The following is a 22,330-nucleotide window of genomic DNA, read 5'->3' on the forward strand; positions in this document are numbered from 1 at the left end:
CCATGCGCGTCCTTGACGGTCTGGCGGCGCCGGACCTGGAGGAGCTCGACCTGGAGCTGATCCTGGTCCTGGCGCTGCACCACGAGGCAGAACGGCTGGCCGCTCCACGCGAAGCGGCGCGACAGCCCGCCGCCGAATGAACGGGCTCCAGCTCCCCGGCCCCGCCGGGGAGCTGGAGCAGGGGGACCGCGGCGTAGGATCTCGGATCATGCTGCGCTGCGCCGTCCTCGACGACTACCAGGGTGTGGCCCTCGGGCTGGCCGACTGGTCGCGGGTCCGTGCCACGAGCTTCCGCGCCCACTTCACCGGCCACGACGAGCTGGTGGCGGCCCTCGCCGACTTCGAGATCGTGGTTGTCATGCGGGAGCGCACGCCGTTCACGGCGGAGGTGTTCGAGCGGCTGCCCCGGCTGCGCCTGCTGATCACCACGGGCATGCGCAACGCCTCCGTCGACCTCGACGCCGCCCGCGCCCGCGGCGTCACGGTGTGCGGCACGGGCAGCGCCTCGACCCCGCCGGCCGAGCTGACCTGGGCGCTCATCCTCGGCCTGGCCCGCCACCTGCTGCCCGAGGCCGCGGCGATGCGCTCCGACGGCCCGTGGCAGAGCACGGTCGGCATGGACCTGCACGGCAGCACGCTCGGGCTGCTCGGCCTCGGCAAGATCGGGTCGCAGATGGCCCGCATCGGGCAGGCGTTCGGCATGAACGTGATCGCCTGGAGCCGGCACCTCACCCGGGCCCGTACCGACGAGCTGGGCGTGCGGCTGGCCACCAAGGAGGAGTTGTTCGCCGAGTCCGACGTCGTCTCCGTCCACCTGGTGCTGGGCGAGCGTACCCGCGGGCTGGTCGGCCGGCGCGAGTTGTCGTTGATGCGGCCCAGCGCCTACCTGGTCAACACCTCGCGGGCGGCCATCGTCGACCAGGACGCCCTGGCGGCGGCGCTGCGCGAGGGGCTGATCGCCGGAGCCGGGCTCGACGTGTTCGAGACCGAGCCCCTGCCCGCCGGGCACGAGCTGCGCAGGCTGCCCAACGTGCTGGCCACCCCTCATCTCGGGTACGTCACCGGCGGCAACTACGAGACGTACTTCCGGGACGCCGTGCAGGACATCGACGCCTACCTCGACGGCACGCCGATCCGGGTGCTGACCTGACTCACTCCGTTCGCGTCCTGGCGCGGAAGGCCGCGGTCTTGACGCGGTTCTGGCAGGCCGTGGAGCAGAACCGGCGGGTGCCGTTGCGGGAGACGTCCACGTAGACGCGGTCGCAGTGAGGGGCAGTGCAGACGCCGAGGCGGTCGGCGAACTCGCTGCCGAGCACGATCGCGAGCCCGGTCGAGCAGCTCGCCGCCCAGTCGGCCGCCAGCGAGCCGCCGGGGCCGTGGAAGTGCAGGTGCCACGGCTCGCCGTCGTGGCGTTCGAGCATCGGCCTGGCCCTGCTCTCCTCCAGCAGCGCGTTGGTCGCCAGCGCGGCGGCGTCGGCGTCGCCGTCGGCCACCCCGCGGAACACCTCGCGCAGCCGGGCCGCCACCTCGGCCAGCTCGGCGGCTTCCTGCTCGGCGAGGTCGCGATGGTTGGGGTAGACGCTGTCCAGCGCCTCCGAGGCGGCCGCGACGAGGTCGGCCGGAACGGGGAACTCGCGTCCCCGCCGCTCGCCCGGCGTGAGCGCGTTGACCAGCGCCACCGCGACCCGGACGATCAAATCCGTGTGACTGTTGTAATCCACTTGACCAGTTACACCTTCGCGCTCTATGTTGTGACTGCCCAAATCATAGATGACAGTTACAGGGAGATCGTGGTGCTCACTCACGAAATCGCGCTGGAATGGATCGATCGTTGGGACCGCCAGCAGGAGGGTTACCTCCCCGACCGGGAGGCCCGTTTCACCGCGCTGATCGACGCTGTCGAGGCCCTGGGGCGTCCCGATCCCGTGGTCATCGACCTGGGGTGCGGGCCCGGGTCGCTGTCCGCCCGGCTGCTCGAACGCCTTCCCGGCGCCACGGTGATCGCCGTCGACGCCGACCCGCTGCTGCTGGCGCTCGGGCGCGCGGCCTACCCCGGGCTGCGATTCGTCTCCGCCGACCTGCGCACCGGCGGGTGGACGCGGGCGCTCGGCCTCGACCGTCCCGCCGACGCCGCCGTCAGCACGACCGCGCTGCACTGGATCTCACCGGAGGAGCTTCAGGAGACGTACGCGGAGCTTGCCGGCGTGCTGCGCCCCGGCGGGGTGCTGCTCAACGGCGACCACATGGACTCCTCCTCCCCCGCCCTGGCCCGGCTGGAGCACGCGGTGCACCAGCGCGAGACCGACCGGGTCTTCGCCGACCGCCGCCCCGAGGACTGGCGCGCCTGGTGGGAGGCCATCGCCGCCGACCCCGCCTTCGCCGACCTCAACGAGGAGCGCACCACGGCCGGCGCGTCCCACAACGGTTCCGAGTCCCACCTGGTCGAGCACCACGTCGGCGCGCTGACCAAGGCCGGATTCGGCGAGATCGGCACGTTGTGGCAGCGGGGGAACAACCGGCTGCTGTGCGCCGTACGGGGCTGAGCCCGCGCCATCTGCCGGGCGCGCGCAGGCGAGACATGGTTTCCTGTACGTCATGGACGAGTCGCAAGTCGTGCGCTACTTGGACAGATTCGGAGCGTCCCGGCCGGTGCCGCCGGATGTCCACGGTCTCCGAAACCTGCAGCTCGCGCACCTGAAGGCGGTGCCGTTCGAGAACCTGAGCATCCACCTCGGCGAGCCGATCTCCCTCGAACCGGACGCGCTGTTCGACAAGCTGGTCACCCGCCGCCGCGGCGGCTTCTGTTACGAGCAGAACGGCCTGTTCGCCGCGCTGCTGACCGCCCTCGGCTACCGGGTGACGCTGCTGGCGGCCCGCGTGTTCGGGGGCGGCCGGCCAGGGCCGCTGTTCGACCACCTCGCGCTCCGCGTCGACCTCGACGAGCCGTGGCTGGTGGACGTCGGCTTCGGCGACTTCGCCGACGAACCGCTGCGGCTCAGGGAGCGCGGCGAGCAGAAGGACCCGGTGGGCGTGTTCCGGATCGTCCCCGCTCCCGGTGACCAGGGCGACCTCGACGTGCTGTACAACGGGGAGCCCGGGTACCGGCTGACCGCGAGGCCGTACGAGCTGGCCGACTTCGTACCGACCTGCTGGTGGCAGTCCACCTCGCCGGACTCCCACTTCACCCGGTCGCCGGTGTGCTCGATCCGTACGGCGGAGGGGCGTACGACGATCAGCGGGCGCAAACTGATCGTCACCCGCCAGGGCGAACGCGCCGAACGCATCCTGAACGAGAACGAACTGCTGCAGGCGTACCGCGAACACTTCGGCGTAACCCTCGACCGCCCACCCGCCGCAGGCGCCTGACCCCACGGCCGCGCCGCGTAGGAGTCCGCGTACGGCATCGGCATGTCGCCCCGAGGCTCTCGCTAGGCGGCGAACACGTTGGCCAAGAATCCGATCGCCCCGAACACCACGGCCACGATCACCGCCCAGACCACCGTAAGGCCGAGGAGGGAGAGTACGAAGGCGTGACCTCCTACGACCACCGCCGTGGCAAGGAAGGATCCGACGTCCGAGACGAGATTTTCCCAGGACATGAAAACGAACACTCCGGCGACGAGACCACTCAATATGGTCAGCACCACGATCCCGGTCACACCCCAGAAACCCGATGAGGACGAGCCGGCCTCGTCCGGGTCCTGGCCGGGCGTATTCCGAACATACTGAGTGACCGTCACCGCGGGAGTCGCCGTCGAATTCCCGGAGGCGACATCCTTGTCGTGCTGAAGGGCGAGGACGGCGACCACCACGCCGACAATCGCGACGACGAGGGCCAGGACAGCAGCGGCCTCGGCGTAGACAGTCAGCCGTCGGGGTCTAGCGGGTTCGTCCGCCATGCATGTCCTCACAACGGGGAGAGCGACTCAGGGCTAACACTCTAACGAGACACCTGTCGGAGTCGTCACCCACAAGTGACAGAACAGCCCCTCGAATCACGAAGCGACTCCCTTCGCGTTCAGGCCCAGAATTCTGGGCACCCAAACGGCCTTACTTGGGACGCATGCTGGAGGCCGCCCTGATCAGCGAACTGGATTCAGTAGTCGGCGTCCCTCGCCCGAGCCACGCAGCCGAGCATCGAACGCACGCCAGGCGAACCATCGTCTGTGAGCCACGATGATTTCTGCGGCGTCCGGCAGTCGTACTGTCGAACCCGCCACCAAGGATGACTCCCGATGCGCAGCGTGACCTATTCGATGAACATCTCACTCGACGGCCACATCGCCGGCCCGGACGGCGACTTCAACTGGACGGAGCCCGACGAGGAGGTCTTCCGCTCCCACATCGACGAGATCCGGAAGGTCGGCGTCTACCTGCTGGGACGACGCCTGTACGAGACGATGTTGTACTGGGAGACCGCCGACCAGGATCCATCGCTCAACGACGCGAGGCTCGAGTGGGCCGCACTCTGGACGCGCCTCCCCAAGGTGGTCTTCTCCACCGCCCTGTCGGCGGTGCAGGGCAACGCCCGCCTGGCCTCCGGCGGCCTGGCGGAGGAGATCAAGCGGCTGCGTGCCGAGCCGGCGAACGGCAACATCGCGATCGGCGGCGCGCCCCTCGCCGTCGAGGCAGCCGCATCAGATCTGATCGACGAGTACGTGACCAGGATCTACCCGGTACTGGTCGGCGGCGGCATGCCGTTCTTCCCCCATCACGAACGCCGGGTGAATCTCGAACTGGCCGAGTCCCGCACCTTCAACGCACAAGTCGTCCACCTCCGCCACCGCGTTAGGCGCCAGCCCCAGGGACACCCGAGACCTCACCGCCACACAGAGGTCCAAAAGGCCTCTTCCGAATCCCGAGAGGGGACCGGCGGTGACAGCCATCCATGACCGTCCAGAACAGCTGTCGGCACCGGCGACAACAAGATCGTGCCGTGAGGTTGTCAGCCTCTACCCTGGGCGAGTGCCTTTCCGAGAGCTCCCGAACCCTGACTTACCCGAGCTGTCGGCATTGTGGTGGTCGCGCTGGCCGGACAGCCCCCCGATCGCTCACCAGCTTCACTGCGATCGGGACCGCTGGGTGCGCTTTCACAGCCTGCCGGAATCCAAGCGGTACGCCGACACCGCCGCCGAGTACCAGATCCTGCTCGGCCGCCACAACACCGTGCTCACGGAGCTGTTCGCCGACCACCTCGTCCACATCGTGACCATGAGCTTCGTCCCCGATGAAGGCGTCGAGGTGTTCTCCCCCACCGATCCGCACGCCCTCAACCCTGGCTCACGCCCATGGACCAGGCTCCGCGAGGACGACGACGACGATCCCGGCGGGACCATGCACCTACACGTCAGCGAGCGACGCTGGAAGCCAGGAAGCGTGGATCCCCTGCTGCTGGCGGTCGCCGACGACGAGTGTGCCGGCGTCATCATCATGGACATCGACCTGCGACGCCTCTACCACCCCTACGACGGCGGCGCCGACGTCATCCTGGCCAGCCCACAAGAACGAGACGCCCTGAAGACCGCGCACACCGACTGGCTCTCCACACACCCCCTCGGACTCTGATCCCACCACTTGCAGGGGGAAGCCAGTCATAAGGCCCTGCGATCGTCCACCTGGTCAAGCGGTCGCCGGTCACTGGCACAACATGCTGCTGCCAGGCATGACCTGGCCCCCGACTCAAGTCCGCGCGCTCCTACAAGAGCATCGCCTGTACGCCTTCACCGGGGCGGCGCGGCGGAGGCGGGCTTCACCAGTTGTCGAGTTCAACCGCATCCGGGTAGATCTCACCGATCCTCCCCGCAACGTCCGGCCTCGCCGTCTGGACATCCCACGAACCGCTGTCGAAGGCTCGAAGGCGAACATCAGCTGTCAATGAGCCGGCCCTGCGCCCCTCCGCCTCTCCATCCACAAGCTGTGGCTCAGACTCGAACAGCTGGAGAACCTGGTCCGTCGCCAGCCACACGTCTCCGGGTATCTCGATCTCGGGAATCATCCAGTCGATCGTCAGTCGCCACTCGTAGGTCTCGATCAGGGGCCCAAGAGACATGAGCAACCCTTGGAGACCCAAGCAACGGCCGTCACGCCACATGGCGAACGTGAGCATCCGAGTCGCTGCCACCGGGACTCCCGTCGTCGAAAGATCACGTTGCTGCACAACCCTGCCGCACAGAGATCAGAAAGCCCCTCCGAGATCATCCCGAAGGGCCTTTGAGCTGCAGAGCCGACGATGAGAACGAACCCCTGACCTCCTGATTACAAGGCCCCCAAACGATCTTCAGAATCGTCCGTTCTGCTGGTCGCCAAGGGCCTGGCCGTTCAGATCTGTCAGTCCAGTTTATGATCGTCCATTCGGATGGCTCCCAAGGTGGCTCCCAGCAAGGCCAAGAAACCACCTCGCCGACCCGGCCATGCCTTGGCGAGCACCTGGGTGCCCGAGACGGACGAATCGTCTGTCAATCGTCGATCCAGAGGTACCACTGGCCGTCGAAGTGGCGGTAGTAGCCTGGCGCGTCGATGTCCGGCTCGCCATTCGGACTCCAGGCGAAGCCGTAACTTCCGAAGAAACCCGTGTCCTCGATCATGAAGCCGAAGGCCCGGCGGGATCCTTCAAGGTACTCGACGGGATACAGGCCGATCCAATTTCGCTTCCCCGGCGGCGTCCCCTCCGACACCGTCTTCGCGAAGTGGTCGAGGCTGCTGCGTGACAACTCGAAACGCATCCTGAACGGCGCACCGACGTAGACCAGAGAGCCGACCAACGCCACGACCAGGGGCGGCACGGCCCAGAACATCCAGTTACGACGCAATGCGACTAGCCTTGCCCGCCTGACAAGGGCGACACCGAGCACGATCAACCAGGTGACGCCAAACAACAGCCAACCGACACCGACGAGCATGAGCCACATGAAATGCCACCCGGGAACACTCGTCGCATAAATCGTTCCGAGCCCCAGCAATACGGCGAACGTCGCCCAGTCCCCGCCGCCGACGTTCGTGGGAGCACGCTGGCGAGACGCATCAGGAAGATCGCTGGTTGTGTCCACCGCGCGATCTTAACTTTCGCTGGTGGCGATTCCGCCGGGCTGATGTGTACCTATTGTGCAGAAATCCCCGATCGCTATTGGAGTTTCGTTCACGGCACTCATGCGCACTCCTGCGGCCGGGAGCGTGATCGCGACGCTGGCCGACGACAGGTTACAAGCTCACCGTGGCCCAAAATGGGGACCCTGTGGCAGGGCATGTTGGCCCATGTGATCGAGATGCTGGCGTGGCCGAGAACTTCGGACACGACGTGCAGCGGCGTGCCTAAGGACGTCTACGGCCACCTGCTGGAGGACGACCGGCGCGCGACCACGGAAGCCATCTCCAGCGCTCTCCTGGGCGAACAGACCCCGGTGGCTCCCAAAGGCACCGAAGACACCGGTTGAAGGTCGGAAAGCAGAAGGCCCCTGACGGCGTAATGCCTGCTCAGGGGCCTTTCGCTTGCAGAGCCGACGAGGGGAATCGAACCCCTGACCTTCTGTTTACAAGGGCAGGGCAAGCGCCTGGTGGATCACGCTCAGGGGTATCCGAGCAGCAGGGTCAGTCCGTCTTCATGTGATCAGGTAAGTCGGCGTTGCTGTACGGGTTGCTGTACAGCAACCGTCACCCGTCGGCGTCTTCAGGAGGGGCGGGCTGCTGAACGTAGGTGCCCTTGCCATGAACGCTCCGGATCAGGCCGCGCTCGCGTAGCTCCTTCATCGCACGGCGAACGGTCATTCTGGCTATGCCGTACTGCTCCGCAAGGTCCAGTTCCGAAGGAAGCCGCTGCCCAGACTGAACCATCGTGGTCAACGCACTAGCGAGGGTAGACGAGCGAGTGCGTCGCCTCAAGCCAGTCAGCGGCGATGTCCGTCCCCGTGATCCGGCCGATCAGCGTCAGGACGGAGCTGATGCTCTCGCCCTCGTCCACGCGATCCTCGATGACGTCGCCGCCGCTGGTCTGGAAGCGCAGCCCTTCCATGAGGTGGTCGAGCGCGTGCGGATCGCTCCCGTGCACGGGGTCGGGCCAGGTGGGCTGGAAGGCGACAACCACCTCCCCGTCCTTCAGATACTTGAAATGGTCATGGCCGCCCATATCCATGCTGAAGCAGAGCGCCTCCCGCCCGCCCGCGGTCAACGGCAGCAGGAAGTCGTCGTCGGTCGGCCCCGGAATGATGCAGGTCCACTCTCCGGCCTCGCCCACCCAGGTGGGCCCGCCTTCCTCACTGTTGTCGAGCAATTCGTTCAGGTGGCTCGGCGTGCTGGTGACGAGGTCCAGGGAGAATGCCTCGGCGACGGCGTCGCGATCCATTCCTTTGACCCAGAGGGCGCTGAATCCCAGCGTCCAGAGGTCCATCTCGTCATCGAGTCCCTCGGTGAAGATGGTTGAGATTAGGAGATCGTGCAGGTGCGTCGGCGACTGCATGCTCACCTTCTGATGGTGGAGGAGCCGGGAGAGGGCGAGGCCCTCTCCCGGCTATGACGTTATGACGGTGGTGCGCCGTTGCGGATTCTGACCCAGAAGGCATTGGACGGCCAGTTGCCCGCGCCGCCTTCGAGCTGGCCAGAGGTGAAGACGCGGTAGCGGGCGTAGAAAGCCGCCAGGTCGCGTCCTGCGGCTTGGTTGTGGTCGGTGCTCACCTGACGAAGTGAGGCGTTGAAGGTGGGCGTCCAGACGTTGTTGATGAGCTGGCCTTCGACACCGATCGCCTGGTTGGTGGAGGCGAACGGACACTCGTCGCACTGCTTGCCCGGGCCAGCCCCGGGGAGGTTCGGGCAGTACCAGGTCATCTGCGTGCGGTTCTTCGAGTTGAGGAGAGGGCCGTCGGGTGCGCGCCCGTTTCTCGCCCGTCTGGTCAGGGGCGGTCTGGGTATCACGTCATAGTTGCCGGGGAAGCTCTTGGTGATCGGATTGCCGTTCCGGTCCAGCTTTGGATCGGTCGCCTGCGGGTTTTGGAAGGCGTCCCTGATGTGCCTTGCTACCTCACTACGGAACGGGTCGTCCGCGTACATGGTGTAGACGCGGTCCGCACCCAGAATTCGACACCCGCCGGAGTAGCCGATCCAGTCGTTTCCGGGCTGCCCATTGGCCTTGGGCACCGGATAGGAGAGGCGGATGCTGTCGCAGCGGGCGACGAACGGGAAGTCGCCCTTCGGGCGGGTGGGGATCTGCTCGGTTCCGAGGTGGTGCCAGAGCTTGAACGGCTCCGGATCGAGGAAGTCGACGCTCACGCCGGGGTAGAGCTTGGGTCGCAGGGTGCAGTTGCCCCACCTGGTGCCCTCGGATCGGAAGATCCAGGCGGTCCGGCCGTTGCCGCTTCGCTTGAAGTCCCCGATGGGAGCGACCCGCTTCCCGCCTGCAGGGCCCTTGATCTGGTTGCAGTCGGCGTTGTCGGAGCCCACGGCCTCCACTCTGACTGTGATGTTGCGCCCGTCGAGCATGTTCGTCTGGTTGCAGTTGGAGTCCATGACGATGAGCTCAGTGATGTCGATCCAGATGCTGATGTCCCAGGCCTGCAGTTCGCGGTCATTCTCCCCGTGGACGACCGGCTCGCCCTTCTTGGTGCCGAGGTTGGTGTACATGATGACGTTGACCGTCATCCTGACGCCTTCGGACTTCGGGCACTCTGACGTCGGGATCCCGGTGAGCTGGTCGACTTCCCAGTCGCCCCATCCGGCGATCCGGCTGTAGCAACCGGTGTAGGGCCGCAGGACAGTCCATCCGAATCCATGCCAGGGGCGCGGTGACTTGCGCCGCTCCGCGTTGCAGTCCGCGGGGCTCATGCGCTGGTAGTCGAACGGGCCGCTGGTGTTCGGGTCCGAGGTCAGGGCCACTCCGGTTCGCACGGCGGCCGGAGCGACGCTGGAGACGGCGATGGTCAGGGCGTGCCAGGTGGTCCAGGCGCCGTTGACGCCAGCTGCGGTGGCGCGGGCGCGCCAGCGGACTTTCCAGCCGTTGGTTAGCTTGCCCGAGGGGATGGCGACGCCGGTGTAGTTACCGGAGGGGACGGCGGTGGTGCTGGTTCCCGTCCAGATGGCTCCGCTGCCTTGGCCGGGTGCGGCCGGGTCGTGTTCGACTTCGACGGTCATGGTTACGGAGCCGACAAGGGGAATCGAACCCCTGACCTTCTGTTTACAAGGGACTTCGAGAATGTCCACAGGCGTCCGCCGCCGTCACGGACACCTGCTCAGAGCCCTTCCTGGAGCGTTCCCAGTCCAGAAGTATCCGGGGTTGTCCAGAGCGGTTGTTAGCATCCGCGTTAGCACGATCATCAACCTCCGCGCCGCGCCATCAGATCACGCGTCAAAGCAAGGTCTCCGGCCGAAGTACCTCACTGCGCAGGATGCGATGGATCTCGCCGACATCGGCATTATGGTTCGTCTGACGTCGCAGTTCCTTGCGTACGGCGTCTGTCACCACGTCGGAGAGAAGCACCTGAGCCAGGGACTTCGGGGACGTTGCCGCGCGAGCCCTCCACAGATCATCGATCAAGCGGCGCTTGAACGCCTCCTTGGTCAAGTAAAAGAGTGCGTCCGTCTTGACGCTCAAGCTGGCGTCACTGAGCAGGTCCACTTCGAGAGCTAGGTCGATCACCACGGGGAGGCCGGCGGTCATGTGGTACGCCTGCCACACTTGCCCGTTGGACAGGACCATCCATTCAACGCCCTCGTTCACGGCGTACATCTGCACCTGCCGGAGGTGCTTGACGTTGAGCTTCTGGCTGCAACGTTTCACCTCTATGAAGGCGATCAGCTGCTTGTCGATGCGGATACCGTAGTCAGCGAATTCACCCTTGACCTGGTACTCCGTAGTGAGATCGTCATATTTGTCGTAGCCGAGTCCTGCGCACAGGAAGTCGGTGATAAGCAGACGCGTGTCCCCCTCGTTGGCATCACGCGCTATAAGATCGGTTAGCGGCTTGGAGTAGCGCCGTATCGCTGCTCGAACGCGGTCCCGCGCTTCTGCCTCCCACTTCGGAACTGCTCGCGCCCCCACCGGCTTCCTCGCTGGGGAGCTTACGGCTTCCCTGGAGACCTCGCTCTGCTCGTTACCGACGATCGCCTGTGCGGCCTGCTCGCTCATGGCATCCACCTGCGCATCTAGTAGGGACAAGGCAGGCTAGGCCATTTGGAAGATCAACGCCTTATCTCGTTAGGATCGATGCAAAAACGACTCCCACTGCGCCACTCTGGCCACATTGCCAAATGCATATATGGCACAAATCTCCTTAAACACCACTCCGCCGACTAGCTAGGCTCGAATTCCAGACGATCGACTTCCGAACCTAAATAGATAAATGGGACTGTCCGTTTTCATTCGGCCAGCGCCTGCCCAGCCGAGCGAGGCCATCAGGCACACGTGGACGGCAGCCGAAGCGTGTCCCTGTGCGGGACGTTGTTGTCAGCCCCGCTGTCACTCTGGCGCTTCGCCTGCCTCAAGCCTCCCTAGATCCATCAGCACACAGGCCAAGTTGTTTCGGCTGACCAACGTATCCGGGTGCTGGTCGCCCAAGAGTCGGCGGCGTGCCTCCAGCGCCGCCCGGTGTTCAGCCTCGGCCTCCTCCAACCGCCCGAGATCGGCCAGCACACAGCCCAGATTGGTCCGACTGTGCTGGACGTCGGGGTGTTGATCGCCCAGTACGCGACGGCGTGCCTCCAGCACGGCACGGTGTTCGGCCTCGGCCTCCTCCAACCGCCCGAGATCGGCCAACACGCGAGCCAGGTTGTTCCGGCTGGTCAACGTGCGCGGATTGTCCTCATCCAGTACGCGGCGGCGTGCCTCCAGCACGGCACGGTGTTCGGCCTCGGCCTCCTCCAACCGCCCGAGATCGGCCAGCACACGGCCCAGATTGTTCCGACTGATCAACGTATCCGGGTGCTGGTCACCCAGGAGCCGGCGGCGCGCCTCCAGCACCGTGCGCTGTTCAGCCTCGGCCTCCTCCAACCGCCCGAGATCGGCCAACACACGGGCCAGGTTGTTCCAACTGATCAACGTGTCGGGGTGCTGGTCACCAAGAAGCTGGCGACGGGCCTCCAGCACGGTCCGGTTCTCGGCCTCAGCCTCCTCCAACCTGCCCAGCCCCCGCAGTACAAGTGTCAGGTTGTTCCGACTGATCAACGTGTCGAGGTGCTGGTTACCCAGGAACTGGCGGCGCGCCTCCAGCACCGTCCGGTTCACGGCCTCGGCCTCCTCCAATCGCCCCAACCCCCAAAGGACAAGTGCCAGGCTGTCACGGCTGGCCAAAGTGTCGGGGTGCTGGTCACCCAGGAGCCGGCGGCGCGCCTCCAGCACCGTCCGGTGTTCGGCCTCAGCCTCCTTCAACCGCCCCAACCCCCAAAGGACAAGTGCCAGGCTGTCACGGCTCGTCAAGGTATCCGGATGTTCCGCACCGAGCATCGCAGTGCGCCACGTAAGAGCTTTCCGCCATGCCGCTTCGGCAAGCAGGTAACGACCTTGGCGGCTGGCAGTCGAGGCAATCCCTTCAACGTCGACCACGAGTTGGGCGCGGTTGAGAGCGGTTCGAACAACAGGTTCGGAGACTTGCGCCAGAGGCCCCTCGCCCTGCTGCACGGCGTCGACGAGATAGTCGAAGACCGTCACAGCACCGTCGGTATCGGGTGAAGGCGAGAGCAAGGCTGTTGTGGCCCGTCGGGGACGGGTGGCCCATTCCCACGCGTCGGCGTCGAGTTCAGGACGGAGTCGATGGCCGCCTCTGGCATCGAGATAGATGCCGTGCAGCTCTTCGAGTAATTTCCGAGGTAGAGGACTGGTATATCCCGCACGGCGGCAGTCGATGGCCGCAGCGACCAGGGCAGCACCTCTCGGGTTGACGCCCACGTCCCAAGCGTTGTCGTAGTCCCGCTTCAGCTCCGGTCCAGACGCAAGGTACTCCGCGACACCGAACTCTTCAGCGTGCTCCAATGCCGATGAGATCCGCGGGTCTGAGCATCGGGCAAGTCCACGCGCCAACTCTGTCAGGGTGAACATGCGGGCAAGCCGGAACTCGTCGGCCTGCTCCAAAGCCTCTCGTATCTCCCGCCCGATCAGCCGAGTGGCATCCTCACCATCGGAGGACGCGCTTGTCAGCCGGACCTGTTCAGCACTGCGTAGGGTCGCGAGGATGACACGGTGATGGCCGCTTCCGCCGCTGATCCGTGCGATGTGCTCACGAGTCAACCCGCCGGTACCGAGATAGTGTTCAAGGTCCGATAGCCATAGCACGGCTTGTTTGACTCGTAGCGTGCGTTCGATGGCGGCCGGCAGTGCAGTCCGGTCATGCGGTGCGATCAAGAGGTGATCAGGAAGAGACGCCCGCATGGCCTCGAAAGCGGTTCGGGACTTGCCTGCGGCGGAGTCCCCAACCAGCAGGACGAACCCACCCGAGGCGAGCCGCTGGCATAGCTCGACGTCGACATCACGGGGCACGTACGCAGGTGCCTGCGCGTTCTGAGCGGCACTATCACCGAGCACGATCGCCGGATGAACACCGAGCTTGATTGGCTCATCGATCTGCGACACCCTAGGCAGCCGGCCACTGGGCAGCACCAGACAACCATCTTGAAGCATGAACTCGGCCTCGTCGCGGCGAGTCGCAATCCGCTTGTGGCGGTCCTGCCAGACACCAGATACCGCCACCGCGACGGCGCCCACCGCAGCCGCCGTGCCAAGCAGCCACGGATTTGCCACCTTAAAGGCCACGAGGACCACTGATGCTGTCCCCATGACCGCCGAGACCAGCACAGCGACTACTACCCGACGTTCCCGCCACCGGCCATCGCCCATGATCTCGCCTCTCGCCCGTGACCGGAGATTCGCACACGACAAGGGCGATGAAAAGCGGCACTTGCCTGTTGGGTTCAAACCGTTCGACGGCAGCAGCGGAACCCCCGGTGGGCTGGGTTCCGGCGAAGATAGGCCAATGCCGACCTTCCGCTTTTCAGGTGTGGCTATCACCCTGTTCCCCCTCTGCTACCAGGAGCCAGCCGACCGTCCGGGGTGCCTTTCGTGTGGGCTTGGTGGCCGACGTTGCCGTCAGCGTTGCCGTCACGGATCCCACCGGTGCCCGATGGCAAGGACCGACGGAGTCGGTCCGCGGCAGCCGATCGCCCCGGCCCATACGGGGAATGCCGGAGTCAGCAATCGTCACGGCCTCAGCCGAACACTTCATTACAAGGAGTAATCGCCTCGTCCACAACCGTCCACGGACGACAGGGGCGCCTGTTCAGGAGGGACGTCGTCGCCTCCGGGACCCCATCCCCGTCCACGGTCGTCCAGGGCTGTTGCTAGCAGCGGCGTTAGCGAGGAGATCGGCAGTCATCATGCGTCCCAACGGGGATCAGTCGCGATCCCGCTGCCCAGTGGACCCGGACCGCAGGGTCACCAGGCCCGAGCAGGCGAGGTCGACCGGAAGCCGCGTGGCGGCATGAAGCACCCGCCTTAGGATAGCGATCGCGCATCTAATGATGCTGTCGTTTTGACCTGCTACCTGGCATGCTCAGATCTTCAATACGTAGGACAGATCACTTCGCAACGCGGCGATGTCGGGGTGGTCGGGGCCGTAGGCGGCTTCAGTGATGGCCAGCGCTCGTTCAAACAGTGGCACTGCCTCGCTCCGGCGCCCCAAAGCACCGAGGCCGTTGGCGAGGTTGCCCAGCCCGATGGCGACGCTGGGGTGGTCGGGGCCGTAGGCCGCCTCAGCGATGGCCAGCGCTCGTTCAAACAAGGGCACTGCCTCGCTCCGGCGCCCCAAAGCATAGAAGCTGCTGGCGAGGTTGCCCAGCCGGATGGCGAGGTCGGGGTGGTCAGGGCCGTAGGCGGCCTCAGTGATAGCCAGCGCTCGCTGTTCCAACGGCACCGCCTCGCTCAGACGCCCCAAAGCGTGGAGGCTGTTGGCGAGGTTGCCCAGCCGGATGGCGACGCTGGGGTGGTCAGGGCCGTAGGCGGCCTCAGTGATGGCCAGCGCTCGTTGTTTTAACGGCACCGCCTCGCTCAGACGCCCCAAAGCGTGGAAGCTGCTGGCGAGGTTGCCCAGCCGGATGGCGACGCTGGGGTGGTCAGGGCCGTAGGCGGCCTCAGTGATAGCCAGCGCTCGCTGTTCCAACGGCACCGCCTCGCCCGGAAGCCCCAAAACGTGGAGGCCGTTGGCGAGGTTGCCCAGCCCGATGGCGAGGTCGGGGTGATCGGGACCGTAGGCGGCCTCAGTGATAGCCACTGCTCGTTCAAACAGTGGCACTGCCTCGCCCGGGCGTCCCAAAGCGTGGAGGCTGTTGGCGAGGTTGCCCAGCCGGATGGCGAGGTCGGGGTGATCGGGACCGTAGGCGGCCTCAGTGATAGCCAGCGCTCGCTGTTCCAACGGCACCGCCTCGCCCGGACGCCCCAAAGCGTGGAGGCCGCTGGCGAGGTTGCCAAGCAAGGTGGCGATGGTGGGGTGGTCAGGGCCGTAGGCGGCCTCAGTGATAGCCAGCGCTCGCTGTTCCAACGGCACCGCCTCGCCCGGACGCCCCAAAGCGCGGAAGCTGTTGGCGAGGTTGCCCAGCAAGGTGGCGACGGTGGGGTGGTCGGGGCCGTAGGCGGCCTCAGTGATAGCCAGCGCCCGGTTGGCGAGGTCATAGGCTCGCTGATGCTGGCCCTGCGTCGCGGTAAAAACGGTGGCCTGGTTGAGGATGCTGCCGAGTTCTGGGGGCTCGGTCCCATGCAGGTGGCAGGAGGTCAATGCGCCGATGTGGGGCATCAGATCGCGCCAGACAGGCCAGCCGCTGACGTTGGAGTCCGGATCGGGCGGTAGCGCCTGCCGTATCCAGGTGAGGGCGGTGTGGCGGGCGGCGTGCTGACGGGGGTCGTCGTAGTCCAGGCCATGACGGATCACGGATTGGAACAGCCGGTGCATGCTGATCGTCTCGGTGTCGTCCACCCCGGACCGAGTGATCATGCTGTAGGAGGCCAGCACCCCCAACGCCTCGTCCCACCCCTCCTCATCACTCTCCTGGCCCTCAGCCTCGTAATCGTCGGGCGAGAGTTCGCCGAGCAGGAGGCGTGGGACGTCGTCGGGGGCGTAGCAGGTCAGCACCCGCAGCAGGTGTTCACTGGCCAGGCCGTGGCGGCGGTCGTGATCTTGCAATGCTCTCAAATGGTGGTGCCACAGCCTGGCCATGATTCGCTCGGCGTCACCGCCCTGCGGGAACCGCGCGTGCGTCCGCGCGGGTTCCTCACGCAACTGCCGTAGGTAGCGGGCGGGGCTGCAGCGTTGCTGACGCATGTAGGCCGACGCCTGCTCCAGAGCCAGCGGCAGATACCCCAGCTCGGCCGCGATGGCCTCCAGGTCGGCCATCTGGCCGGCGCCGAGCGGCTGGGACTGCCCGATGATCGCGCGCATCAGATCCAGCGCGGGTGCACTATCCAGCACCGGCAGGGCCAGGGGGGCCAGCCCCGGCCAGTAGACGTCCCGCCGGGTGGTGACCACCAGATGCCCGGCCGACAACCGATCCAGGCACACCCGCACGTCGTCGGGATCTTCGACGTTGTCCAGCACCACCAGCCAGCCAGGATGGGCCTGCAGCCAATCCAACGCCCAGACGGCCGCCTGCTCGACGTCACCCACCAATCCGACTGGGGGGTGGATCGCCGCCGCCAGGGCGGCCAAGCCCTGCTGCAGGTTCTGCGGGGAATCAGCCGTGATCCACCACGCCACCGGGTACCGGTCCCGGTAGGTGTGGGCGTACTGGCGGACCAGCTCGGACTTGCCCACCCCGCCCATGCCGTACAGCACCTGGCGCACCACCACCGGAGCACCCTCGCCGGTCAGCAGAGCCCGCAGCCGCTCCAGTTCCTGGTCACGACCGACGAACTGCCAGGCCCGCGGCGCCTCCAGACGGCGCACCGGCTCCTGCGGCTGAACTTGCACCTGCCGGGCGGCCAGCAGACTGCCCGGCTCCAGACGGGGCGCGTAGATCGGCGAGTGGTCTCCGGTGCTGACCGGTGCTGTGATGTCCCGCCCGGCCGCCACTGCCCGCTGCCCTGCAGCGGAAACCGCAGTTTCCGGTTCCGGTTGTGGTGGGGTGTCGGGCATATCAGGCCTGGGTGATGGGAGAGTGATCACCCGTGGTGACCGGGCCAGTGATGTCCCGCCCGGCCGCTACCGCTCCCTGTCCCGAGGCGGTGACCGTGGTGGTGCCGGTGCGGCCGGTGGCGGCCTCAGCCTGCTCCAGCAGGGTCCGCACCTGTGCGGCCAGCTCCGGATCGGCCGTCAGGAGTCTGCCGATCTGCACCCGCAACACCGCCTGCAGATCGGTGTTGTCCGGGTCGGCGGCCAACTCCGCCACCGCCTCGGGCACCTCCTCCTCAGCGGCGGTCACGCCGAAGATGCGCTGCAGAATTGTGCGTCCCCACCCGACTGTGGCGTCGGCGGCCTGTTCATTGGCTTTGGCCAGCACCGCGCCGCCGTAGGCGCCGACCGCCGCCGTGACATACGGCGACAGTTCCTGGGCCACGCTCACCAGATCCCCGCTCATACCCGTCCAGCCTCTCCCCAGGAGAAACGACGACCCCTGGCAGTGTGCCCATAGCACCCCTCGCCATGAACGACTCTAACCCGCCACGCCCCGGCCAAAACGCGCAAAACGACAACTCCGATCTACCCTGCGTTATCCGGTGGCAAGGCCCGACGAAGGAGGGCCGCGGCAGCCGATCGCCCCAACCGACTACGACCAGTGCCGAAGTGAGCGATCGTCACGGCCGTCACTGCGACGACCCCGGCAAGGAGCCTTCTTGTCTCGCGGCCTGCCGCCTGGTGATCACGAGCGCGTGGGTGGTCGCGGGCCGCGACCGGCCGAAGAGCCGCAGCGCGGGACTGTAAAAACAACGGCTCTGGTCCACTTTCGGTGGTGACGGAGTGTGAGGGTTCGTGTCGGTCCATGGCTGTCTCGGAGTGCTGTGTCAGCGTGACGCAGGTGTGACGTAGAAGATCTTGCGAGGCTGGTGTTCCCTCAACTGGCCGGCCTGGCCATCGGCAGTGTTCAACTCAGAGCAAGGGCGATCGTGGTGCATGTTGCCTCCAGGGACGCGCCGGTGGCGTGTCCCGGCTGTGGGGCGGCCGGGCGGGTGCACGGCTATGTGGATCGTCAGCTGGCTGACCTTCCGGTTGGCGGGCAGCGAGTGCTGGTGCGGCTGCGGTTGCGGCGGCTGAGGTGCCCGACGGTCGGGTGTGAGCGGCAGACGTTCCGAGAGCCGCTGCCCGGGCTGGCCGAGCCGTATCAGCGCCGCACGATCGCCTTGACCACGCAGGTGGGGGCAGTGGTGCGGGAACTGGCCGGGCGGGCGGGATCGCGCCTGCTGGCCATGCTGGGAGTCAGGATGTCGCGGCAGAGCGCCGTCCGTTCGTTGCTGCGCCTGCCCCTGCCGGCTCGTCCGGCGCCGGAGGTGATCGGGGTGGACGACTTCGCGCTCCGTAAACGACACCGCTACGCCACCGTGATCATCGACGCGATGACGCGGGAACGGATCGATGTGCTCGCCGATCGTCAGGCCGACACCTTGCAGGCGTGGCTGCGTGCCCACCCCGGGGTGCGGATGGTGTGCCGGGACAGCAGCGGCGCCTATGCCGAGGCGATCCGTCGCGCCCTGCCGAACGCAGTGCAGATCGGTGATCGCTGGCATATCTGGCACAACCTGGCCGAAGCCGTGGTCAAGGAGGTCGCCGCGCACTCGATCTGCTGGGGCAAGACCGGCCCGCCGCCGAAAGAAGGGGTACGGTCCGCCACCACACGCGAGCGCTGGCAGCAGGTTCATGCCCTGCTCAATCAGGGTGTCGGTCTGCTGGAATGCGCCCGCCGTCTCGGCCTGGCGCTCAACACCGTCAAGCGCTACGCCCGGGTCAGCCAACCCGAACGGCTGGTACGCGTGCCGAAATACCGGCCCACGCTCGTCGACCCGTTCCGCGACCATCTGCGTGAACGCCGGGCCGACGATCCCGCCGTCCCGGTCCAGCAACTCCTCGCCGAGATCAAGAAACTCGGCTATATCGGCAGCCAGAACCTGCTCTACCGCTACATCAACCAAGGCCGCGTCGAATGCGACCGGCCCGCGATCTCACCCAAGCGTCTGGCCGGCCTTCTTCTCACCGAACCGAGCAAGCTCATCGGCCACCACGCCGAGCGACTGGATGCCACCATCAACGCCTGCCACGAGATGACCATGCTCGCGACATTCGTCCGGGACTTCGCCGCTCTCCTCGATCCCAAGCAGGGCAACGACCAGCGACTGACCGCCTGGATCGGACAAGCGCGGCAGGTCGACCTGCCTCACCTGCACGCCTTCACCCGCGGGCTGGACTACGACCGGGCCGCCGTCAACGCCGCCCTCACCCTCCCGTTCCACAACGGCGGCACCGAAGGCGTCAACACCAAAACGAAAATGATCAAGAGGCAGATGTACGGGCGAGCCAGCTTCGCGCTCCTTCGCCATCGCATCCTGCTCGGCTAACCACTTTCCGTCACCACCGAAAGTGGGCCAGAGCCGTTATCTAGACAGTCCCTATCTGCCCTTACCGACTACATCACCCGCCTGACCAGGAAGGAGGTCGCCGTATGACCAAGACCCTCATCGGCACGCCGGACGAGCAGCCGCGCAAAAGGAAGGCACCCAGACTGCGCGACGGCGTCATGAAGCGCGGCAACACCTGGTCGTACGTCATCCGCGTCAAGGACCCTGAGACCGGCGAGAGCAAGCCGCGCTGGGTGAGCGGCTTCGCCACTGAGGACGACGCCAAGGCCGCTCGCGACGAAGCCAGGGTGAGGGCACGGCGCGGCGAGTACATCGATCGGAACGCGATCACGGTCGCCGCATACCTCGCCGAATGGATCGAAGGGCACGCCGTCGAGATCAAGCCGCACACCCTCAAGGGCTACCGCGACATGATCCGCCTCTACATCACACCTCGAATCGGCACGGTCCGCTTGCAAGCACTACGCCCCTCAGCGATCACCAAGTTCTACCGGGACCTGCTGACGAGCGGGGGCAAGAAGGGCGGCCCACTGGCGGCGAACACCGTCAAGCACGTCCACACGGTGCTCCGTAAGGCCCTCACGGACGCCGTACTCGTGGACGAACTACTTCCCAACAACCCCGCCGAACGCGCCAAGCTCCCGCGCGTCCAGGCCACGGAACCGGGCATGATCTGGACCCCTGCCCAGCTCCGCGCCTTCCTCGGCACCACACAAGAGCATCGCCTGTACGCCTTCTTCCACCTGGCCGCCTACACCGGCGCGCGACGCGGGGAGCTGCTCAACCTCCGTTGGACAGACGTCGACCTGGACAAGCCGCAGATCCACATCACCGGCACGGCGGCAGTGATCGACCGCCAGCGGGTCGAAGGCACCACCAAGAGCGGACGTTCCCGCGTGGTGTCCCTCGACCTCGGCACAGTCAAGGTCCTCAAGGCCCACCGCGCCCGCCAGGACGAGGAACGCCTCCGCCTCGGCGAATCCTGGAAGGGCGGCGGCGCATACGTCTTCACCACCGGCTGGGGAGATCCGCTGTTCCCTGACACACCCAGCTCCTTGATGCCCAAGCTCATCAAGACCCACAACGTACAGAACCCGAAAGCCCAACTCCCGCACGCCCGTCTGCACGATCTCCGCCACATCCACGCCACGACCCTGCTCCTGGCCGGCGTCCCCGTCCACGTCGTGGCGGCCCGCCTTGGCCACGCTGATCCCGCCATCACGCTCCGGGTTTACGCGCACGTCATCACCGAGCAAGCGGCGACCGCCGCAGACGTCTTCGCCGAAGCACTCAGAAGCACGGCCTGATGTCACGTACAGAGATGGCTCTCCATCTTCGGGAGGGCCCTCTTTCTATGGTTCGGGCCATTCAGCAAGGATCTCGATGCCGATCACACGCCCATCGGAATCGAGATCCAAGTTGACCATCGCTTCATCCATCGTGACCGTCCTCGCAACCCCACCCTGAGCGATAGGACCTCGCAGGTAGACGTACGCGGCTCCGGCCTCAGGGTCGTAGGTCCATGTCCCCGGGTGCTCTTCCAGAGCCATGAGATCTCCTGTTAGCAAGAGTGTTAGCAAGATCGCGACATTGTCCTGACAAACAAGGAAGCCCCTGACGGCATAACGCCTGTTCAGGGGCTTCCTGTTGCAGAGCCGACGAGGGGAATCGAACCCCTGACCTTCTGTTTACAAGACAGATGCTCTGCCGATTGAGCTACGTCGGCACGGCCTACCAGTGTAGACGCTAGAGCCGCCTGTGACGAGCGACCTCGTACAACGCCACACCAGCCGCCACTCCCGCGTTGAGCGACTCCGCCGCCGCCTGCATCGGGATGCGGACGACCAGGTCGCACTGTTCCCGCACCAGCCGCCCGAGTCCCTTCCCCTCGGAGCCGACCACGATCACGAGCGGCTCGGCGAGGAGGTCGGCGTCACCGATGTCGATCTTTCCGGCGCCGTCCAGGCCGACGATGAAAAGTCCGGCTTCGCGGTATTCACGGAGGGCGGCCGTCAGGTTGGAGGCGCGGGCGACGCGGAGTGTGGCGAGGGTGCCGGCCGAGGTCTTCCACGCACCGCCGGTCACCCCGGCCGAACGGCGGGACGGGATGAGCAGGCCGTGGGCGCCGAAGGCCGTGGCGGAACGGGCGATGGCGCCCAGGTTGCGCGGGTCGGTGACCGAGTCGAGCGCCACGATCAGCGGCACCTCGGCCGCGTCCTGGGCCAGCTCCACCAGCTCGGACGGGTGAGCGTAGTCATAGGCCGGGATCTGGAGCGCGATGCCCTGGTGGACGACGCCCTCGGTCATCCGGTCGAGCTTCTCGCGGGTGACTTCGAGCAGCGCGATGCCGCGCTCGGCCGCGATCTTGATGGAGTCGCGTACGCGGTCGTCGTTCTCGACGCGCTGGGCGACATAGAGGGCGTTGGCGGGCACGCCGGCCTGCAACGCCTCCAGCACCGGGTTACGGCCGCCGATGTATTCGGGGGCGTCCTCGGAACGCTTCTGCCTGGCCGCGCCCGCGGCCGGACGGCGCGTGCCGCCGCGATCCTCCCTGGCGATGCGCTCGGTCCTGGCCTTGTCCTTGTACCAGTGGCGCATCTCGGCAGGCGGCGTCGCGCCCCTGCCCTCGAGCGACCGGCGCTTCTGGCCCCCGGTGCCCTTGGCCGGGCCCTTCTTCTTCGCGGGCCTGCCCGATGCCCTACCGCCTGCTGCCATGCCATCAAGGGTATCGGCCCGCCGACCCACCCGATCCCGCGGGAACGGCTCACCGCGACGCGCGTCCCGCGGCAAAGGCCGGAAATCTCCCTT

General features: G+C 66.4%; 22 protein-coding genes and 1 tRNA gene. 9 read left to right on the top strand and 14 right to left on the bottom strand.

Annotation, left to right across the window (positions count from 1 at the left end; translation table 11 throughout):
* Positions 1-2 precede the first annotated feature (2 nt).
* Positions 3-140: a hypothetical protein gene (locus IEZ27_RS45490; protein WP_189652935.1), complete on the top strand. Its 138-nt coding sequence runs from the start codon at positions 3-5 to the stop codon at positions 138-140.
* Positions 137-1,150 (top strand): D-2-hydroxyacid dehydrogenase family protein, encoded by a 1,014-nt coding sequence (locus IEZ27_RS45495; protein ID WP_229824929.1) that lies wholly within the window; start codon positions 137-139, stop codon positions 1,148-1,150. The genes IEZ27_RS45490 and IEZ27_RS45495 overlap by 4 nt, the downstream gene beginning before the upstream one ends.
* A gap of 1 nt (position 1,151) precedes the next feature.
* On the opposite strand, the gene IEZ27_RS45500 is transcribed toward IEZ27_RS45495, so the two are convergent.
* The gene (locus IEZ27_RS45500) at positions 1,152-1,721 is read right to left on the bottom strand and encodes a CGNR zinc finger domain-containing protein (protein WP_189652936.1); all 570 of its coding nucleotides are present in this window, start codon (positions 1,719-1,721) and stop codon (positions 1,152-1,154) included.
* Between the two features lie 72 nt (positions 1,722-1,793).
* On the opposite strand from IEZ27_RS45500, the gene IEZ27_RS45505 reads away from it, so the two are divergent.
* Both IEZ27_RS45505 and IEZ27_RS45510 read left to right on the top strand, forming a co-directional pair.
* The gene (locus IEZ27_RS45505) at positions 1,794-2,543 is read left to right on the top strand and encodes a class I SAM-dependent methyltransferase (protein ID WP_189652937.1); all 750 of its coding nucleotides are present in this window, start codon (positions 1,794-1,796) and stop codon (positions 2,541-2,543) included.
* Positions 2,544-2,595: 52 nt separating this feature from the next.
* On the top strand, positions 2,596-3,366 hold the full coding sequence (locus tag IEZ27_RS45510; protein ID WP_189652938.1) for an arylamine N-acetyltransferase family protein: 771 nt from the start codon (positions 2,596-2,598) through the stop codon (positions 3,364-3,366).
* 62 nt (positions 3,367-3,428) lie between these two features.
* On the opposite strand, the gene IEZ27_RS45515 is transcribed toward IEZ27_RS45510, so the two are convergent.
* Positions 3,429-3,899, bottom strand: a complete 471-nt coding sequence (locus IEZ27_RS45515) for a hypothetical protein (protein WP_189652939.1) — start codon at positions 3,897-3,899, stop codon at positions 3,429-3,431.
* A 336-nt stretch (positions 3,900-4,235) separates the two neighbouring features.
* Here IEZ27_RS45515 and IEZ27_RS45520 point away from each other — a divergent pair, with 336 nt between their 5' ends.
* Entirely contained in the window at positions 4,236-4,892 is a 657-nt protein-coding gene (locus IEZ27_RS45520) for a dihydrofolate reductase family protein (RefSeq protein WP_189652940.1), read from the top strand.
* A 190-nt stretch (positions 4,893-5,082) separates the two neighbouring features.
* The gene (locus IEZ27_RS45525; protein WP_229824930.1) at positions 5,083-5,565 is read left to right on the top strand and encodes a DUF3885 domain-containing protein; all 483 of its coding nucleotides are present in this window, start codon (positions 5,083-5,085) and stop codon (positions 5,563-5,565) included.
* 184 nt (positions 5,566-5,749) lie between these two features.
* Here the strand turns inward: IEZ27_RS45525 and IEZ27_RS45530 are convergent, their stop codons facing one another.
* Both IEZ27_RS45530 and IEZ27_RS45535 read right to left on the bottom strand, forming a co-directional pair.
* The gene (locus IEZ27_RS45530; RefSeq protein ID WP_189652941.1) at positions 5,750-6,049 is read right to left on the bottom strand and encodes a hypothetical protein; all 300 of its coding nucleotides are present in this window, start codon (positions 6,047-6,049) and stop codon (positions 5,750-5,752) included.
* A gap of 406 nt (positions 6,050-6,455) precedes the next feature.
* The gene (locus IEZ27_RS45535) at positions 6,456-7,046 is read right to left on the bottom strand and encodes a hypothetical protein (RefSeq protein WP_189652942.1); all 591 of its coding nucleotides are present in this window, start codon (positions 7,044-7,046) and stop codon (positions 6,456-6,458) included.
* 207 nt (positions 7,047-7,253) lie between these two features.
* Between IEZ27_RS45535 and IEZ27_RS45540 the strand changes: the two genes are divergently transcribed.
* Positions 7,254-7,430: a hypothetical protein gene (locus IEZ27_RS45540; protein ID WP_189652943.1), complete on the top strand. Its 177-nt coding sequence runs from the start codon at positions 7,254-7,256 to the stop codon at positions 7,428-7,430.
* Between the two features lie 217 nt (positions 7,431-7,647).
* Here the strand turns inward: IEZ27_RS45540 and IEZ27_RS45545 are convergent, their stop codons facing one another.
* From IEZ27_RS45545 to IEZ27_RS45575, 7 genes are all read right to left on the bottom strand, one after another.
* Positions 7,648-7,827 carry a GntR family transcriptional regulator gene (locus tag IEZ27_RS45545; protein WP_189652971.1) on the bottom strand — a complete coding sequence of 60 codons (180 nt, stop codon included), beginning with the start codon at positions 7,825-7,827 and terminating at the stop codon, positions 7,648-7,650.
* 13 nt (positions 7,828-7,840) lie between these two features.
* Complete coding sequence (locus IEZ27_RS45550; RefSeq protein WP_229824938.1) at positions 7,841-8,449, bottom strand: DUF6461 domain-containing protein; 609 nt, start codon at positions 8,447-8,449, stop codon at positions 7,841-7,843.
* A gap of 59 nt (positions 8,450-8,508) precedes the next feature.
* Entirely contained in the window at positions 8,509-10,113 is a 1,605-nt protein-coding gene (locus IEZ27_RS45555) for a NucA/NucB deoxyribonuclease domain-containing protein (RefSeq protein WP_189652945.1), read from the bottom strand.
* Positions 10,114-10,327: 214 nt separating this feature from the next.
* Positions 10,328-11,107, bottom strand: coding sequence for a type I restriction enzyme HsdR N-terminal domain-containing protein (locus IEZ27_RS45560; RefSeq protein WP_189652946.1), 780 nt, complete (start codon positions 11,105-11,107; stop codon positions 10,328-10,330).
* Between the two features lie 330 nt (positions 11,108-11,437).
* A complete protein-coding gene (locus IEZ27_RS45565) occupies positions 11,438-13,765 on the bottom strand; it encodes a tetratricopeptide repeat protein (RefSeq protein WP_189652947.1) in 2,328 nt (775 codons plus the stop codon).
* A gap of 754 nt (positions 13,766-14,519) precedes the next feature.
* Positions 14,520-17,090 carry an FxSxx-COOH system tetratricopeptide repeat protein gene (gene fxsT, locus IEZ27_RS45570; protein ID WP_189652948.1) on the bottom strand — a complete coding sequence of 857 codons (2,571 nt, stop codon included), beginning with the start codon at positions 17,088-17,090 and terminating at the stop codon, positions 14,520-14,522.
* A 1-nt stretch (position 17,091) separates the two neighbouring features.
* A complete protein-coding gene (locus tag IEZ27_RS45575) occupies positions 17,092-17,532 on the bottom strand; it encodes a hypothetical protein (protein ID WP_189652949.1) in 441 nt (146 codons plus the stop codon).
* 466 nt (positions 17,533-17,998) lie between these two features.
* On the opposite strand from IEZ27_RS45575, the gene IEZ27_RS45580 reads away from it, so the two are divergent.
* Together IEZ27_RS45580 and IEZ27_RS45585 are read left to right on the top strand one after the other, a co-directional pair.
* Positions 17,999-19,501, top strand: coding sequence for an ISL3 family transposase (locus tag IEZ27_RS45580; RefSeq protein WP_308427357.1), 1,503 nt, complete (start codon positions 17,999-18,001; stop codon positions 19,499-19,501).
* Positions 19,502-19,605: 104 nt separating this feature from the next.
* Positions 19,606-20,829, top strand: a complete 1,224-nt coding sequence (locus IEZ27_RS45585; RefSeq protein WP_229824931.1) for a site-specific integrase — start codon at positions 19,606-19,608, stop codon at positions 20,827-20,829.
* A 45-nt stretch (positions 20,830-20,874) separates the two neighbouring features.
* On the opposite strand, the gene IEZ27_RS45590 is transcribed toward IEZ27_RS45585, so the two are convergent.
* The 3 genes from IEZ27_RS45590 to rlmB form a co-directional block, all read right to left on the bottom strand.
* A complete protein-coding gene (locus IEZ27_RS45590) occupies positions 20,875-21,072 on the bottom strand; it encodes a DUF2283 domain-containing protein (protein ID WP_189652950.1) in 198 nt (65 codons plus the stop codon).
* 103 nt (positions 21,073-21,175) lie between these two features.
* Positions 21,176-21,248 (bottom strand) — tRNA-Thr (locus tag IEZ27_RS45595).
* Between the two features lie 20 nt (positions 21,249-21,268).
* Positions 21,269-22,237, bottom strand: coding sequence for a 23S rRNA (guanosine(2251)-2'-O)-methyltransferase RlmB (rlmB, locus tag IEZ27_RS45600; protein ID WP_189652951.1), 969 nt, complete (start codon positions 22,235-22,237; stop codon positions 21,269-21,271).
* Between the last annotated feature and the right edge of the window lie 93 nt (positions 22,238-22,330).

Origin of the sequence: Nonomuraea spiralis, assembly GCF_014648435.1 — a bacterium.
In the GTDB taxonomy this organism is placed as follows: domain Bacteria; phylum Actinomycetota; class Actinomycetes; order Streptosporangiales; family Streptosporangiaceae; genus Nonomuraea; species Nonomuraea spiralis.